At 64.7% G+C, this 14,156-nt stretch carries 18 protein-coding genes and 1 pseudogene; 5 read left to right on the top strand and 14 right to left on the bottom strand.

Features of this window, described 5'->3' with window-relative positions; genetic code table 11:
* From MOV75_RS09960 to MOV75_RS09945, 4 genes are all read right to left on the bottom strand, one after another.
* Positions 1 to 118 (bottom strand): NAD(P)/FAD-dependent oxidoreductase (locus MOV75_RS09960; RefSeq protein WP_247005555.1); only part of this gene is annotated, 118 nt, incomplete at its 3' end.
* A complete protein-coding gene (locus MOV75_RS09955) occupies positions 115 to 1,191 on the bottom strand; it encodes a flavodoxin family protein (RefSeq protein WP_246923104.1) in 1,077 nt (358 codons plus the stop codon). The genes MOV75_RS09960 and MOV75_RS09955, both read right to left, overlap by 4 nt.
* Before the next feature lie 62 nt (positions 1,192 to 1,253).
* The gene (locus MOV75_RS09950; protein WP_246923106.1) at positions 1,254 to 1,454 is read right to left on the bottom strand and encodes a hypothetical protein; all 201 of its coding nucleotides are present in this window, start codon (positions 1,452 to 1,454) and stop codon (positions 1,254 to 1,256) included.
* Positions 1,447 to 1,662, bottom strand: coding sequence for a hypothetical protein (locus tag MOV75_RS09945; RefSeq protein ID WP_246923109.1), 216 nt, complete (start codon positions 1,660 to 1,662; stop codon positions 1,447 to 1,449). Before MOV75_RS09945 ends, MOV75_RS09950 begins: the two co-directional genes overlap by 8 nt.
* 278 nt (positions 1,663 to 1,940) lie before the next feature.
* Between MOV75_RS09945 and MOV75_RS09940 the strand changes: the two genes are divergently transcribed.
* Positions 1,941 to 2,225 (top strand): hypothetical protein, encoded by a 285-nt coding sequence (locus tag MOV75_RS09940; protein WP_246923111.1) that lies wholly within the window; start codon positions 1,941 to 1,943, stop codon positions 2,223 to 2,225.
* Between the two features lie 21 nt (positions 2,226 to 2,246).
* On the opposite strand, the gene MOV75_RS09935 is transcribed toward MOV75_RS09940, so the two are convergent.
* Positions 2,247 to 2,447 carry a hypothetical protein gene (locus MOV75_RS09935; RefSeq protein WP_246923114.1) on the bottom strand — a complete coding sequence of 67 codons (201 nt, stop codon included), beginning with the start codon at positions 2,445 to 2,447 and terminating at the stop codon, positions 2,247 to 2,249.
* A 586-nt stretch (positions 2,448 to 3,033) separates the two neighbouring features.
* On the opposite strand from MOV75_RS09935, the gene MOV75_RS09930 reads away from it, so the two are divergent.
* Entirely contained in the window at positions 3,034 to 3,234 is a 201-nt protein-coding gene (locus MOV75_RS09930) for a hypothetical protein (protein ID WP_246923119.1), read from the top strand.
* Positions 3,235 to 3,284: 50 nt separating this feature from the next.
* On the opposite strand, the gene MOV75_RS09925 is transcribed toward MOV75_RS09930, so the two are convergent.
* The 4 genes and pseudogenes from MOV75_RS09925 to MOV75_RS09910 all read right to left on the bottom strand — a co-directional run bounded on the left by MOV75_RS09925 (position 3,285) and on the right by MOV75_RS09910 (position 8,202).
* Positions 3,285 to 4,031 carry a Crp/Fnr family transcriptional regulator gene (locus MOV75_RS09925; protein ID WP_246923123.1) on the bottom strand — a complete coding sequence of 249 codons (747 nt, stop codon included), beginning with the start codon at positions 4,029 to 4,031 and terminating at the stop codon, positions 3,285 to 3,287.
* Complete coding sequence (locus MOV75_RS09920) at positions 4,031 to 7,177, bottom strand: CheR family methyltransferase (RefSeq protein ID WP_246923128.1); 3,147 nt, start codon at positions 7,175 to 7,177, stop codon at positions 4,031 to 4,033. Before MOV75_RS09920 ends, MOV75_RS09925 begins: the two co-directional genes overlap by 1 nt.
* A 198-nt stretch (positions 7,178 to 7,375) precedes the next feature.
* Positions 7,376 to 7,642, bottom strand: a complete 267-nt coding sequence (locus MOV75_RS09915) for a hypothetical protein (protein ID WP_246923132.1) — start codon at positions 7,640 to 7,642, stop codon at positions 7,376 to 7,378.
* Positions 7,643 to 7,651: 9 nt separating this feature from the next.
* Positions 7,652 to 8,202 (bottom strand): annotated as a pseudogene (locus MOV75_RS09910) (chemotaxis protein CheB).
* Between the two features lie 86 nt (positions 8,203 to 8,288).
* Here MOV75_RS09910 and MOV75_RS09905 point away from each other — a divergent pair.
* Positions 8,289 to 8,714, top strand: a complete 426-nt coding sequence (locus MOV75_RS09905) for a response regulator (protein WP_246923134.1) — start codon at positions 8,289 to 8,291, stop codon at positions 8,712 to 8,714.
* Positions 8,715 to 8,941: 227 nt separating this feature from the next.
* Here MOV75_RS09905 and MOV75_RS09900 read toward each other — a convergent pair whose 3' ends face one another.
* The 5 genes from MOV75_RS09900 to MOV75_RS09880 form a co-directional block, all read right to left on the bottom strand.
* Positions 8,942 to 9,088: a hypothetical protein gene (locus MOV75_RS09900; RefSeq protein WP_246923137.1), complete on the bottom strand. Its 147-nt coding sequence runs from the start codon at positions 9,086 to 9,088 to the stop codon at positions 8,942 to 8,944.
* A 54-nt stretch (positions 9,089 to 9,142) separates the two neighbouring features.
* Complete coding sequence (locus tag MOV75_RS09895) at positions 9,143 to 9,751, bottom strand: cysteine hydrolase family protein (protein WP_246923140.1); 609 nt, start codon at positions 9,749 to 9,751, stop codon at positions 9,143 to 9,145.
* A 130-nt stretch (positions 9,752 to 9,881) separates the two neighbouring features.
* Positions 9,882 to 10,700, bottom strand: coding sequence for an N-acyl homoserine lactonase family protein (locus tag MOV75_RS09890; protein ID WP_246923144.1), 819 nt, complete (start codon positions 10,698 to 10,700; stop codon positions 9,882 to 9,884).
* An 11-nt stretch (positions 10,701 to 10,711) separates the two neighbouring features.
* Entirely contained in the window at positions 10,712 to 11,101 is a 390-nt protein-coding gene (locus MOV75_RS09885; protein WP_246923148.1) for a carboxymuconolactone decarboxylase family protein, read from the bottom strand.
* A 28-nt stretch (positions 11,102 to 11,129) separates the two neighbouring features.
* Positions 11,130 to 12,482 carry an MmgE/PrpD family protein gene (locus MOV75_RS09880; RefSeq protein WP_246923151.1) on the bottom strand — a complete coding sequence of 451 codons (1,353 nt, stop codon included), beginning with the start codon at positions 12,480 to 12,482 and terminating at the stop codon, positions 11,130 to 11,132.
* Positions 12,483 to 12,730: 248 nt separating this feature from the next.
* Here MOV75_RS09880 and MOV75_RS09875 point away from each other — a divergent pair, with 248 nt between their 5' ends.
* Positions 12,731 to 13,624, top strand: coding sequence for an NAD(P)-dependent oxidoreductase (locus tag MOV75_RS09875; protein WP_246923154.1), 894 nt, complete (start codon positions 12,731 to 12,733; stop codon positions 13,622 to 13,624).
* A 31-nt stretch (positions 13,625 to 13,655) separates the two neighbouring features.
* Positions 13,656 to 14,156: MmgE/PrpD family protein (locus MOV75_RS09870; RefSeq protein WP_247005551.1), on the top strand; the 501-nt coding region annotated here is incomplete at its 3' end.

The following is a 14,156-nucleotide window of genomic DNA, read 5'->3' as shown; positions in this document are numbered from 1 at the left end:
GGCTGGCGCCGGCGTCCACGACGCAGACGCTGCGGCGGAAACGCGCCAGATAGATCGCAGCCATCAGTCCCGCGGGGCCGCCGCCGACAATCAGGCAATCAAACCGAGCAATGGTCATTTGGGGTTCGGGTCGGCAAGACCCTCGCCGGGCTCCTGAAGTTGCCCACTTCTCGCCAGCCGGACGGCGTTGCCGAGCGCGCGCGCCGCGTTCTGCACCTCCTGCTGGAATTCCCTGTCCTCATCGAGCGCGCGATGCGAGATGGCATATGGCTCCATGTAACCGACATAGCCGTCGAGCTCGGCAAAGCGGCCCGCCGAGACCAGCTGCATGTCGGTCAGCCAGTCCGACAAGGCGCGGCGCACGCCCTCGGCACCGACGGCATCGCCGTGGACGACGACGCCGAAATGACGGCCGGCGAGATGGCGCGGATAGGGCCAGCCCTTCAGCTCCATCGCCTTGGCTTCATCGGCCTTCTTGCCGTGCGTGGAGCTCGGATCGGGATTGCCGCCGTCGGCGCAGACCATGCGGTCGATCATTGCCTTGAGCCCTGAAGGCACGTGATACCAGTTCACCGGCGTCACGATCAGGATGCCGTGAGCGGCAACCCACAGCGGATAGATCTCGTTCATCCAGTCATGGGTCTGCCCCAGCGAATGGTTCGGATAGCAGCTGCATGGCCAATGGCAGAGCGGCATTGCCGTCCCGACGCAGGACTTGCAGGGATAAATGGTCTTGCCGAATTCGGAGGCGAGGCGCGACAGATCGAGGATGTCGACGGCAAATCCCATCTCCGTGAAGACAGGCTCGGCCAGCTTGACCAGACGCCAGGTCTTGGACATCTCGCCGGGACAGGTGTGCTCGCTGCGGGCCGAACCGTTGATGACGAGGATGCGCGGCGTCTCCTCCGCATCGTCGTGCCGTCGCTGTGCTTCCAGGATTTTTGCGCGCGCGTCGAGCCAGTCGATGGCGATGTCGTAGTCGGGATCGGAGAAGCCCGCGCCCGCCTTTCGCGTCAGCGGCGCCTTGCGCGAATGGCTGTAGGCGTCCCAGGCGGCGCCGACGATCGCATCGAGCTCACGTTGCAGCGGCGCAAAGGCGGGATCGACGAATTGGCCCCTGTAACGCTGCTCGAACTCTCCGCGCGACAGCTTGACGGGCGGCATCCCCTTGCGAATTTCGGCGTCCGTCATGCTGGCTCCCGGCGAAGTCGGTATCCGACCAACCCGGGGCGCTGCACGCGGTTCCTCGACCCTTACTGGCGAGCCGCTTCCGGCGACACATCGAATCGCGCGATCCGCCGGTCCAGTCGCCACAGCTCGATGTGATGGACCAGCACGAGCGCGGCGGCTTCGCGCTTGGCCTGCTCGTCGTCGTCGCAGACGAGGTTGATGCAGCCGAACACGTGCCCGTCCGGATCGATCTGGAACGCGCGGTAATGCTTGAAGCTACGCATGGTCACCGCCTCGCCTTGGATAGACCGGGGTGCTCAGCCAGTCTGTGAGGTTCGAGGTCATCTCGTTCTGCTTCGCGCGCCGCAGCAGCGTCTCGCGCTCCTTGCCGGGTGGCAGGCTGCTTGCGCGCTCGCGAGCCTTTTCAGCGAATGCCGCCAACCGCTCCTGGAGCGATTGGGTCTGTTTCCTGCGGTTTCGTTTTGCGGTCATTGGACTTTCATGGCGGATTTCGGATGGAAGGAAATCGGCCCCGGCGGGGAATCTGGCGCCGGGGCCAGTTCTCTGTCACTCAAGTCGCTTGCCGGTTGAGGCGGCCCAGCCGGCAACGCTGGTAGCTTCCGCCGCAACAGACGGTTCCAGCATTTCAATAAGTTAACGCCGCGTGATTTTGCGATCGCGAAGCGGGGCGTGACGCTCGGCTTGTCGCTTGATTGCGGCGGAACCGAAATGCTGATTCATATGTTCTTGAAGACTTGAAGGAGGACATCATGGCAAAAGCAGCATGGAAGCGCGCGGGCTCACCGATCGGGCGCAAGGGACCGCGCAAGGCCAATCCCGCGTACAAGCGCCGCGCGCGGCAACCGTGGACGCCCGCGGACGTGAGCAAGTTGAAGCAGCTCGCGAAAGGCAACACGCCGACCGGCGTCATGAGCATCAAGCTGCAGCGTCCGGTCGCGGCCATTCGCAGCAAGGCGCAACGCGAGGGGATTTCGCTGCGGCCCGTCAACCGCTCGCCTTACAACCGGCGCAGCAAGACGGCGAAGCGGCGCTAGCACCGCCGCGCCCAGCAGACGCTAATCCGGTGGCTGCAGGCCCGGCGACCGCAGCCACTCGCTCATCTGAGAGCCAGTTTCCGTCTGACGCGCCTTGCGCAACATCTCGTCGCGAGCCGCGCCGGGCGGAAGCAATTTTGCCTCTTCGCGCAGCCGCTCCGCTTCGGCGGCAAGCCGTATCTCCAGCGGATCCATTTGCCTCACTCGACGCCGCATCAACATGGGGCGTTCTCCCTGATCATTGGATCGGAGCGCTCCGTCGCGTTCTCACCGACTGAGATCATCGCGCGCAGGCGATGCCTCTACAACATTCCAGACACGGAACGGTTGCGCAGCGCCGTCGGAGAGGGAACGCTTCGCCGGTGTAACATGGGCCAAAAGCGTAACATGGGTTAAATCATCCGACGACGTCTTTTGCTAATCTAGGAACATCGTGACCCAGCCTGGATTGACGCAAATGGACAGCTATCGCCAACTCCAGAAGAGCTGCGAGCATCAGGCCGCTCTTAGTTCCTCCTCCGCAACGCGAACTGCTCTGCTGGAAATGGCGGAGGAGTATCGCAAACGAGCCGAATGCATGGAGCTTCAAGCGGCCGAGCCCGGACGGACCGAAAAGCCCTGAGCAGCGCCAACTCCCGGAATAAGGGGCCGCAAAGCTTGGGACGCAACATGGACTTCGGCGCATGGCACCTATGGCCATAATACCGCGAAAGGCGTATCGTCCGTTCGTCACCGGCTGAGGCTCTGTCCAGGCGCCGGTGGCTGAGAGACCGCTTGCGCTCCCGCCTGCACAACAGGGAGCACGGCCATGCAAACGCCGATTCACTTTCCATTGTCGTCTGACGCAGAGCACGTCGAGCACGCGCGCAGGACGATCCGCGAGGCATGGGACGTGCTCACGACATCCCTGCCGGACACGTTTCTTGGGCGCAAGAGCTACGAGCCCTTCCCCAAGGAGAGGCTTGACCCAGGTGATGGTCTGGGTGACGCAAATGATCACGATCGTTGAATGATCGATCCCCGCCCAGCCACGGCCGGCGGTCCAGTGCAGGTCGCAGTCTAGCCGCGCCGATAGAGCTGCAGATAGCTCGGCGAGTACAGCGCCGCGTCCTTGAGCGCGTCGAGGTCGTTGATGGTCAGCGTCCGATCGCGCAACACGATCAGGCCCGAGGCGCGCAGTTCCTGAACGGTGCGGTTGAGATGAACCACCGACAGTCCCGTTGCATCGGCGAGATCCATCTGCGTCGCCGGCATGATGCAGGAATTGCCGTCGACCATGCCGACGGGACGAAGCCGCTCGAATATCTCACAGAACAGATGGGCCACGCGCTCCACCGCCACGCGCCGGCCGAGATTGATGGCCCATTCGCGCTGGATCGCGTTGTTGACCAGCGTCTCGCACCAGAACGCTTCGGCGAGCGAGCGGTCGCCGGCCACCAGGCTCTCGAAACGCCCGCGCTTGATCTCGGCGTAGACCGCCGGCGTCAGCGTCGCAATGGAATGGTCCATCACCGAGAGCAGGAACGCATGGGCGTCGCAGCTCTCGCCCGGAAAAACGAAATTGACGATCTGGCGCCGGCCATCCTCGAGCGTCTTGTAACGGCAGAGCCAGCCCGAGAGCACGATACGGACGCTGTCGACGGGATCCCCCTCCGAGAGGAGGTCTTCGCCCGAGCCGGCGCGTTGCAGCCCTTCGAGCATCGCATATTCGAGTGAAGCACGGGCCTCCGCCGACAATGGCCTCAGCGCGCTCAGCCGGCGAATGGCCGGCTCCATCACACTGCGATCAGACGTCGATAACGGCATCAGCCAGCCACCACCGGGGTATGGAACATGCGCCTGCTGAGGGGAATCGTGATGGAGCATTCCAATCCCGCAGGGTGGAATGCCAACGCGGCTTGCCCCTTGAACTCGAATGCCAGCGTGCGCTCCAGAAGCTCGGTACCGAAACCCTTTCGCGGCGGCGGCTTGACCTGCGGCCCGCCGCGCTCGCGCCATTCGAACAGGAGCTCGGCAGGGTCCCTGCCCTCGTCGATGCGCCAGGTGATTTCGACACGTCCGCTCGGCTGGCTCAGGGCGCCATATTTCAGTGCGTTGGTCGCAAGCTCGTGGATCGCGAGCGCAAACGTTTCCGCGGCCTTGGCCTGGAAGCGCACCTTGGGGCCGGAGACCCGGATCCGTTCACCCTCGTGGGCATTATAGGCCAGGAGCTCCTCGACCACGAGATATTCAAGGTCGATGCCGCCCTCGGGATCGCGCGTCACCATCGCCTGGGTGCGGGCGAATGCGTTGAGGCGGCCGTCGAGATGCGAGGCGTATTCCTCCACGGTAGAGCTCGTCTCCGCCGAGCGGCGGGCGATCGAGCGCACCACGCCGAGCGTGTTGCGGACACGATGCTGGAGCTCGGCCAGCAGCAGGCGCTGGCGCTCCTCGGCGCGGGTGATCGCGGTTACGTCGATGAAGGTGATGACGACCCCGGCAATGAAATTGTCGATGCTGCGATACGGCAGGATGCGCACGATGTAGCGCGTGTCGGTGTTCGGCGCGCTCAGCTCGCGCTCAACGCTGGCGAGCGTACGCAGCACGCGGCGGGCGTCGTCATAGAGCTCCTCGATCGGAATGCGGGCCTTGATGTGGGCGATGGGCCGGCCCGCATCGGTCTCGACGAGATGCAGGATCTGCGTGATCGCAGGCGTGAAGTTCATCACGCGCAGATCGTTGTCGAGGAACACGGTGGCGATCTGCGTGCTCTCGAGGAAGTTCTTGAGGTCGCTGGTGGCGCGCGTCAATTCCTGGACACGGTGCGCCAGCTCGCCGTTGACCGTCGTCAATTCTTCGTTGACCGACTGCAACTCCTCGCGCGAGGTCTCGAGCTCCTCATTGGCCGACTGAAGCTCCTCGTTGGAGGATTTCAGCTCTTCGTTGGTGCTCTCGAGCTCCTCGATGGTTGCCTGCAGGCGTTCGCGCGTGGCGCGCAGCTCGCCTTCGAGGCGCTCGACGTGCTCGGTGCGCACCAGCACGTTGGGATTGTTCCGGTCAGCCTCGATCGCGCGGATGGGACCGTCCTTGAACAGCACGACGAAGCTGCGGTGACCACCGGGCCCTTCCTGGATCAGCTCCACCGTGATGTCGACGAGGACACGGTGACCGTCGACACCGAGCTGCACCGGGCCTGCATGGGTGGGCTCGTTGGTCTCGGCAGCGCGCCCGAGCGCGGTGCGCAATTCCAGACGGATGTCGCGGTGCACCAGTTGAAGCAGGTCGAGCGTGGCGGCGCCCGCCGTCGGCTCGATGTAGCGGCCGGTGCGTCCCGAGAAGTGCAGGATCTGGAAATTGTCGTCGGTGATGACATAGGCGGGTGCATAACGCTCCGCGATGCGTTGCGCGCGGCGCTTCAGCGCGACGTCGGGTCCGAGTGCGCGGGCTGTGGGCACTTCGACCGGCACCCTGCCCGCCGCGGTCGTGATCGGGAATTCCGGCGTCAGCCGCGTTCCGGTCTCCAGCTTCTTGAAGATGCGGGCGCGGCGGTCGACCGGCTCGAACATCTTCGGATGCCGCGTCACGTTCTCGGAATTGCCGAGAAACATGTAACGGTCGGGCAGCAGCGCGAAATGGAACAGCCGGATCACGCGGTTCTGCAATTCGGCATTGAAATAGATCAGCAGATTGCGGCAGGAGACGAGGTCGAGCTTGGAAAACGGCGCGTCCTTGATGACGTTGTGCTGCGAGAAGATGCACATCTCGCGCAGCTCCTTGACCACGCAGTAAGTGTCACCCTCGCGCACGAACCAGCGCGCCAGGCGGTCGCTCGTCATGTCGGTTTCGATACTGGTGCGATAGCGGCCAACGCGGGCGGTCGCGAGCGCGCGTCCGTCGATGTCGGTGGCGAAGATCTGGACCTGCGGCGCCGAATCCATCCGCGCCATGTGCTCGCGCAGGAGGATGCCGATCGAATAGGCCTCCTCGCCGGTGGCGCAGCCGAGCACCCAGATTTGAACCTGCTGACCAGCGCTCTTTCCGTCGAAAATCCTCGGAATGATCTGCGTCTCCAGCACTTCGAATTCGCGCTTGTCGCGGAAGAACTCGGTGACGCCGATCAGGAGATCGTTGAAGAGGTTCTGCGCTTCGTCCTTGTCGTTGCGCAGGAAATCGACATAGGCGGAAATGTCGTCGATCTGGACCACCTGCATGCGCCGCTGGACGCGGCGCAGGAAGGTGTTCTGCTTGTAGCCGTGGAAGTCATTGCCGGTCTTGCTGCGCAGGATATCCGCGATGCGCGACAGCGAGGTCGCCGCCGCGGCCAGAACCTCGTCGAAACCCTGTTTCTCCTCCAGGCGCCGCAGATGCCGGGCATAGACCTGGATGTGCTCTGGGATCTCCTCCGGCGGCAGCACGTAGTCGGCGATCGAGGCGGGCGTGTTGCCGTCGACCAGATGCTCGGCTTGTTCCGGGCTCGCGACCCTTTCGGCAATAGCGAGGCCGCCATGATCCTTCAGCGTCGCAGTGCCGAGCGTGCCGTCACCGCCGGTGCCGGCAAGAAGGACGCCGATGGACTGCTCGGCGCGTTCCTCCGCGAGCGACACCAGGAAGCTGTCGATGGTGGCGCGCTCGCCGGGCGCCTGCTCGGCCTTGCGGATCGCAAATCGACCGTCATGGATGGTGGTGATCATCGCCGGCGGGCACAGATAGATCGTGCCGCCCTCCACCGCATGGCCATCGGTAATCTCGGCGATCTTGCCTTTGGAATTTCGCACGACCTCACGCAGCCGCGGTTCGTCGAAGGCCTCGTGATGCTGAAGAGCCAGCACGATGGCCTGATCGATCCCGACGGTCAGCTTGGCGAAGAAGCGCTCGATGCTGTCCAGCGCACCCGGCGAGGCACCCACGCCGATGATCAGCGGGGTCTTCGTCTGGCGCTCTCCATCGACCGGCTGGTCGCCGACTTCATTCATGGCTCAGGCAGCTTTCGTTCACCGACGCGGGGCCAACGGGTGCCCGGCCCCTGCAAATAGCAGAAATCGATCTTACCCCAACAGATCAAAGGAAAAATGTGCCCGGACGCGTTCGATCCGGCGGCAGGGACCCGCGGTGCCAAGCAGCACATAACCCCAGGTCGAGCCTGGTGCCGCGTTCAGCCGACGCGGCGCCGGCTACCCCGCCTCGACCTCCTGCTGCAGATACCTGACGCGCTGCTCGATCAGGACGCGGTGGCGCTCCCATTCGATCAGGGTCTGCTTGAGCAGATCGACCAGCCGTTCCGCCTGGCGCGTAGCGTGGCCGCCAGCCATGAGTTCGCGCACTCGGTCTTCCTGATTTCGGATGCGCTGCCAGCCCTCCTCGATGTCCTTATCGGCCTTCACCAGGAGAGTCTGCTCGGCGTAGAGCTGGGCCGTCCGTTTGGCGAGCGAGATGGCCATGGGGCGCCTTCAAGCCTCCGGCTTGCGCACCGGAGGGTCGAGCGATTGTAGCACGACGCGCCGGATCATGTCGGCATATTCGCGGTACTCGGCCGCCCGCGCCTCGTACATTTCAGCGATCGCGAGCCTCCCGCTCCGCCGGCCGTCGGCGGCCATGCGATGCACCAGTTCGGCCCGTTCCTCGATGATGCGCAGCGCCACCCGCAGGGCTTCGTCCACCCGGCCCTCCTGCTCCTTGGCGAGCGCATCGGCCGTATAGGCGTGACCGACCTGGCAGCGGAAGCGCAGCGGGCGCAATTCCTTGACCTGGGACATGACCCCGCCGCAAGCCGGACGGGTCGAGGCGACCGGTTCGGCCAGGGAGACGAGCTTGTCACTGCCGATCCGGTCCCCGCGGCGCTGCTGGCAACCGTCGAGAGGATGCCGATGCCCTGCGCGGGAATGTGCAGAACGACGAAGACGGCGGCCGGAAGGTCCGCGGGCAGACGGCTCAGAATCCGCTTCAACGGCTGGGTGGCTCCGGCCGAGCCTCCGATGACGATGATATCGCGGTGGCTCATGGAACCCGCCTTCGGCTGTTTCGTTGCGCCAAGGCGTCCTCCAGCCCTAATGTTCCTAATAGGGAGGAGGGAACGCTGGAGGGATCATGCCGGTATCGCCCACGTCGCCTCGTCAACGCACGCCGCTGAAGGGTCGCCGCATCCTCGTGGTCGAGGACGAATATTTTCTCGCCGATGACATCGGCAACGCGCTGCGCACGCTCGGCGCGGAGATCGCCGGTCCCGTCGGCCACATCGAGGATGCGGTCGAGATGCTGCACAATGGCGGCACTCTCGATGCCGCAGTCCTCGACGTGAACATCCGCGCCGAGCCGATCTTTCCGATCGCCCGCGAGCTCAGGGCACGCCAGGTGCCGTTCGTGTTCACCACGGGTTACGACAAGTTCAGCATCGAGACGGAATTCCAGGACGTGCCGCTCTGGGAGAAGCCGCTCGACATCGTGGCCATGGCGCTGAACCTTGCGAGCCTCGTCGGCGGTCAACCCGCGACGGGCGACCCAGCAACGCCGTGACCGCTGCTTGCAAACGCGCGCGCCTTGCAAGCATCTGCTGCAAACAATTGACGCGGGTCAGCCGGAAATCCGGAGACGAGCACTGATCTGAGGGTTCGCAGCTCTGGGGTTCGCAGCCGATCGACGATCAAAACAGATGCGCGAAGGCAAGCCAGGCGGTCACCGCCAGGCAGAGCAGAACAGCGGCGTAAGGTAGCGCGACGCGCAAGACGGCAAGCCTCCCCGCGTCAGCTCATCATCATCCAGGCAAACGCCACCAACATCACGAGAAAACCCGTGATTGCGGTCGCGACAAAGGCCTGTTCGATGCGATCCATCGCCATCCAGCCCCCTTCCAGCCCGCGCAATGTGACCGCTTTGGGGCTGCCGCGCATTAGGCTATGTGAATCGGCCGCGACGCATTTTTCGGCTTTGCGGCGATGTCCCCCCTACTCGCGCCAGAACTCGGACAGCTCCTCCGCGGTCATCAGGTCGACCTGGCCGTGAAAGCGGGTGCGGTACATCGTCATGAGCGCGTCATGCCCGACGTCGGACGAGCTGCACAGCGCGTCCTCGACGATGACGACCCTGAAGCCGAGATCGACGGCGCTCAGGACCGTCGACAGCACGCAGACGTCCGTCTCTGCCCCTGATATCACGACCGTGCCGACATTCTTGTCGACCAGCAGGCTCGCGAGGGCGGGATTGCTGAACGCGGAATAGGCCGGCTTGTCGATCATGGCTGCCGGCGGAACGAACTTGTTCAGCGCCGGCACGAGTTCGAGCGCCGATGGCGGAAGACGACTGCGGGTCGCCTCGCGCCAGCGACGAAAATAGCTCTGCCACTGGCCGGGACGATCTTCCGGATCCTGCGGCGTGATGAAACGTGTGAACATGGTTCTGGCCTGGTGTCGCGAAACGATCGAGACGATCGCCGGCAGGACCCGCTCCATCCACGGAGTCGCCCACAGGCCGCCGGGGGCGAAAATGTTCTGCATGTCGATGCAGAGGTGAACGGCATCCCTGATGTCGGCGACTTCCGAAGCGCTGTCCCTCATTGGTCTCCACCGTGAAGCGCATCGCCGCAAGCCGTCAGTCGACATCGCGGCGGCGAATTCAGCGACTGAATGCCAATGGAAGGGCTTTGGTTCCGCGAGCAAGAAGCTCGCCCGGTCGCGCCGGCGTTCCCTAAACGCCTTCGCCCTCGGCGGCTTCTGCCGGCGCCACGTCGAGCCGAACCGCGATACCATTCAGGTCAGGGCCTGGCGCCGGGTAGAGCTTCATGACGAGCGGATCGTGGCCGGGAACGATGTGGTGCGCGTCAGGTGCCGCGGCGCGCAGCTTGTCGAAGCCCACCAGCATGTCTCCGACGTGAAACGCCGTCGTGAACGGACGCTCGCTGGTCATGTTCTCGTAGAAATGACTGACGTCGGAGGCGAGCACGACAGGGCCGCGCCGTGTGTTGACGCGGACGAATTGAAGACCGGCTGAATGGCCGCCGGCCGCATGGACCGTCAGCCCGGGCGCAATCTCGGCGTCGCCGTCGTAGAACAACACCCGGCGCGCGTAGTTCAGCCGCACGATCCCGCAGACGTCCTCGACCTCGAACGAATGCGACAATCTCGGATATTGCATATAGCGTCCGGTGGCGTAGGCCAGCTCGCGCTCCTGGAGATGGAATCGCGCGTTCGGAAACCGGTCGAAATTGCCGGCATGGTCGTAGTGCAGATGCGTGAGGATCACATCCTTGACGTCGCCAGGGTCGATATCGAACGCACGAAGCGCCTCGACCGGGCAGCGCAGGAAATTCCGCCTCCGCTGCTTGGCAACGTCCGCGTTGAAGCCGGTGTCGATGACGACGGTGCGCCCGCCTCCCCGCGCCAGCCACATGAAATAGTCCATCGGCATCGGCCCGTCATGCGGATCGCCGCCGATGAAGTGCTCGCTGCGCTGGGCATCGCGCGTTGCGTAGCGGATGGCGAAGAGCTCGTATTCCGGATCAGCCATGGCGCTCGCGCTCAAGAACCGGTCGAGTCGACCTCGTTGAAGGCCTCGCGCGCATTGCGGAAGGCGTCGATGCCGGCGGGTACGCCGCAATAGACCGCGACCTGGAGCAGGATCTCCTTGATCTCCTCCTTGGTCAGCCCGTTCTTCAGGGCTCCCTTGACGTGCAGCTTCAGCTCGTGCGGCCGGTTCAATGCGCCGAGCATCGCCAGGTTGACGATCGAGCGCGTGCGCCGATCGACTCCGGGCCGCGTCCACAGGGCACCCCAGCAGAATTCAGTCGACCACTCCGCCATGGTGCGCGTGAACTCGTCGGCACCGGCGATCGACTTGTTGACGTAGTCCTCGCCGAGGACCTCTTTGCGAACCTTGAGGCCCTTTTCGAACAGTTCGGTCTTGCTCATGATCGTCCCTTTCAGGTCTTGAGAGATTCTAGTTGGAAGCCGTCCGGCGCGATGCCGGCAGCGGCCGCAGCGATTGCATGAAGCCGGCGATGTCATCGACCGCGTCGAGCCGCCAGATTGCGTCGATGACACGGTCGGCGTCCCAGTCGCTTCGACCGGTCTGCACGCCCTCGCGCAGCTTGGCCTCGATGTCCCGATCTGCGAGCGGCGCCGCCTGGCTGCCGCGGGGCGAGATGACGGTTTCGGTGAAGACCTCACCGGACGACAGGCGCAGGGTCACGCGTGCGGCGCCGTCAGGCATCTGGTCATCAAGTTGCCCCCTCACCTTCTTCCGCAGTCGGGCTATATCGGGCCGGACGACCGTCTCGCGCGCAAAATCAGCGACCCCGGCCGTGCCAAGCAATAATCCGCACGCCACGCAATGATGGATGCTGACGCGCGCATCGCGCTCGTTGTTGACGGGGCGATCGCCGCGGGCAAGCAGCAGCGCCGAGCCCTGTACCGTCACCGACTCGATCTGATCGACCTGCCGGCCGATGCGCTCGCGCAAAACAAGGCTGGCATCGACGACCGAATGGAAGACGATGCCGGCGGGGTAAGGCTTGTAGGTGTTCTTCGCGATCTCCCAGGTCTTGCCGAGACCGTCGAGCAGGCGAGCAATATCCGGCTCGTCGCCCATGGTGCGCGCCCAACCGAGCGGGCCTTCGATGGCGCTGGGCGCCGCCTCATAGCCTTGCTGCGCCAGCAGCGCGGCGAACAAGCCGTTCCGCGCAGCATTGCCCACGCTGACATTCTTGGCGGCACTGGGCAGGTTCTCGACATTGCCGGCCGACTGGCTCGCCGCAATTCCGATCGCATTCGCGATCCCCTCCGCCGGCAGCCCCAGCAGTTTCGCGCACGCCGCTGCTGCGCCGAAAATGCCGCAGGTCGAGGTGATGTGCCAGCCGCGCGCATAGTGGCGCGGCGACACGGCATTGCCGATCCGGCACTCCACGTCCACACCGAGGATAAACGCGGTCAGCACCTCGCGCCCCGTCATCCCGCGCGCTTCCGCGAGCGCCAGCACGGGCGCGGCGACCGGTGCTGCCGGATGGATGATCGTATCGGGATGGGTGTCGTCGAAATCGAGCAGATTCGCCGAGATGGCATTGAGGAACGCGGCGCACATCGCGTCCATTCGCTCCGAATGGCCGATGACCGTCGCAGTCGCGGCGCCGCTGAACGGCGACAGCGTGCGCATCGCGGCCACGACCACGGGATCGCGTGCAGAGCCGAGCGCGGTCGCAAAGAAATTGAGGATCGATCGTCGCGCCTCGAGGCTCTGCGCCTCCACTTCCGCCCACGACGAGGCCGCGACGAAATCAGCGAGCGTCCTGCTCACGCTTGGAATTGAGTCTTGCGGCACGCGGGGCGTCTTCCTCGTTTTCCCGAACCATATGCCGATCCGCGGCAAACTGTCGACCCCAAATGTTATGCTTGACAGCTTGTCTGACAATCATAACAATCCCGCTCGCTGGCGCGGGGTCCCCTCGCCGCAACGATTGCGGCCGACGAGACCGACCGCGAAACGATCGACCAGAAGATCAAGAAGGCGCGCCCGTCACGGGACCGCGCGACAGGGAGTGAACGATGGCGGGAGAAATGCTCGGCGTGATCGGCACGGGCCGCATGGGCGGTCCCATGGCGGGACGATTGATGGACGCGGGCCATTCGCTCGTCGTTTATGACACGCAGACCGAGGCAACCCAGCCGCTGGTCAAGCGCGGCGCCCTCCTCGCCAACTCGCCGGCCGAGGTCGCCTCGCGCGCCGACATCGTGCTTGCGAGCCTGCCGACGCCCGACATCGTCAAGGCCGTTGCGCTCGGCCAGGACGGCATCAGCAGCGGCAACCGTGCCAAGATCGTCATCGATCTCTCGACCTCGGGTCCCGGCGCAGCGAAGTTCGTCGCGGAAGGCCTGAAGGCCAAGGGCATGACGCTGGTCGATGCGCCCGTGAGCGGCGGCATCAAGGGCGCCGTCAACGGCACGCTGGCCGTGATGGTGTCCTGCCCACAGTCCACCTACGAGACCGTGCAGCCGATCCTGAAGAATTTCGGCAAGCTGTTCTATACCGGCGACAAGCCCGGCGTGGCGCAGACCGCCAAGCTCGCCAACAATCTGATGGCGGCCGCAGCGCTCGTGATCACCTCGGAAGCCGTCGCGATGGGCGTCAAGGGCGGCGTCAACGCCAAGGTCCTGATCGACATCATCAACGCCAGCAGCGGCCGCAACAGCGCATCCGAAGACAAATTCCCGCGCGCGGTGCTGCCCGGCACCTTCGATTTCGGCTTCACCACCGGCCTTTCCTACAAGGACGTCCGTCTTTGCGTGGACGAGGCCGAGGCCATGGGCGTGCCGATGGTCTGCGGCGCTGTGGTGCGGCAGATGCTCGCGATCACCAACGCCAAATACGGCGCTTCGTCCGACTTCACCTCGATCGCCAAGGTGCTCGAGGAGTGGGCCGGAGTGGAGATGCGCGGCTAAGCGCGCAAGCCAAGGGAGAGAGCGACCCGCGATGACGATCGGCCCGACCGTATCCGGCAAAATATCGCTCGCGCGCCAGATGGCGCGGAGCGCCCTTGCTGTCGATCTCGGCGATTTCGGGCCGGAGGTCGTCGCCAAGGCAAAGCTCTGTCTGCTCGACTTCCTGTCCTGTGCGTTCGAAGCCGGTCATCATCCCTGGAGTCGTCAGGCGGTTGCCATCGCGCAAGCCGGCGGCCCTGCAACGATCATCGGGACCTCGCAACTCTCCTCGCCCGCCGACGCAGCCTTCGCCAATGCCGTGATGGGTCACGGCCTCGTGCGCGAAGACATGCATGCCGCCAGCATCACACACCACGGCGTCGTGATCTGGCCGACCCTTCTCGCCCTGTCCGAACAGACGCCGCTGCACGGCGCCAGACTGCTGGCGGCCGCCATCATCGGCTATGAGACCGGTGCGCGGATCGGCCGCGCGCTGCTGACCTCCGACCTCGCACGTCTCTACCGCCCGACCGGCCTCGTGGCTCCTCCGGGC

Source organism: Bradyrhizobium sp. PRIMUS42 (assembly GCF_023006515.1).
Classification (GTDB): Bacteria; Pseudomonadota; Alphaproteobacteria; order Rhizobiales; family Xanthobacteraceae; genus Bradyrhizobium.
This window is presented reverse-complemented; position numbering and strand designations above follow the sequence as displayed.

Coding starts and splice junctions, on each gene's coding strand:
- MOV75_RS09905 (WP_246923134.1), top strand. CDS start 8,289: ATGCCGGTATCGCCCACGTCGCCTCGTCAACGCACGCCGCTGAAGGGT.
- MOV75_RS09915 (WP_246923132.1), bottom strand. CDS start 7,642: ATGGCCATCTCGCTCGCCAAACGGACGGCCCAGCTCTACGCCGAGCAG.
- MOV75_RS09895 (WP_246923140.1), bottom strand. CDS start 9,751: ATGAGGGACAGCGCTTCGGAAGTCGCCGACATCAGGGATGCCGTTCAC.
- MOV75_RS09885 (WP_246923148.1), bottom strand. CDS start 11,101: ATGAGCAAGACCGAACTGTTCGAAAAGGGCCTCAAGGTTCGCAAAGAG.
- MOV75_RS09945 (WP_246923109.1), bottom strand. CDS start 1,662: ATGACCGCAAAACGAAACCGCAGGAAACAGACCCAATCGCTCCAGGAG.
- MOV75_RS09930 (WP_246923119.1), top strand. CDS start 3,034: ATGCAAACGCCGATTCACTTTCCATTGTCGTCTGACGCAGAGCACGTC.
- MOV75_RS09890 (WP_246923144.1), bottom strand. CDS start 10,700: ATGGCTGATCCGGAATACGAGCTCTTCGCCATCCGCTACGCAACGCGC.
- MOV75_RS09875 (WP_246923154.1), top strand. CDS start 12,731: ATGGCGGGAGAAATGCTCGGCGTGATCGGCACGGGCCGCATGGGCGGT.
- MOV75_RS09935 (WP_246923114.1), bottom strand. CDS start 2,447: ATGTTGATGCGGCGTCGAGTGAGGCAAATGGATCCGCTGGAGATACGG.
- MOV75_RS09955 (WP_246923104.1), bottom strand. CDS start 1,191: ATGACGGACGCCGAAATTCGCAAGGGGATGCCGCCCGTCAAGCTGTCG.
- MOV75_RS09900 (WP_246923137.1), bottom strand. CDS start 9,088: ATGCGCGGCAGCCCCAAAGCGGTCACATTGCGCGGGCTGGAAGGGGGC.
- MOV75_RS09925 (WP_246923123.1), bottom strand. CDS start 4,031: ATGCCGTTATCGACGTCTGATCGCAGTGTGATGGAGCCGGCCATTCGC.
- MOV75_RS09940 (WP_246923111.1), top strand. CDS start 1,941: ATGGCAAAAGCAGCATGGAAGCGCGCGGGCTCACCGATCGGGCGCAAG.
- MOV75_RS09950 (WP_246923106.1), bottom strand. CDS start 1,454: ATGCGTAGCTTCAAGCATTACCGCGCGTTCCAGATCGATCCGGACGGG.
- MOV75_RS09920 (WP_246923128.1), bottom strand. CDS start 7,177: ATGAATGAAGTCGGCGACCAGCCGGTCGATGGAGAGCGCCAGACGAAG.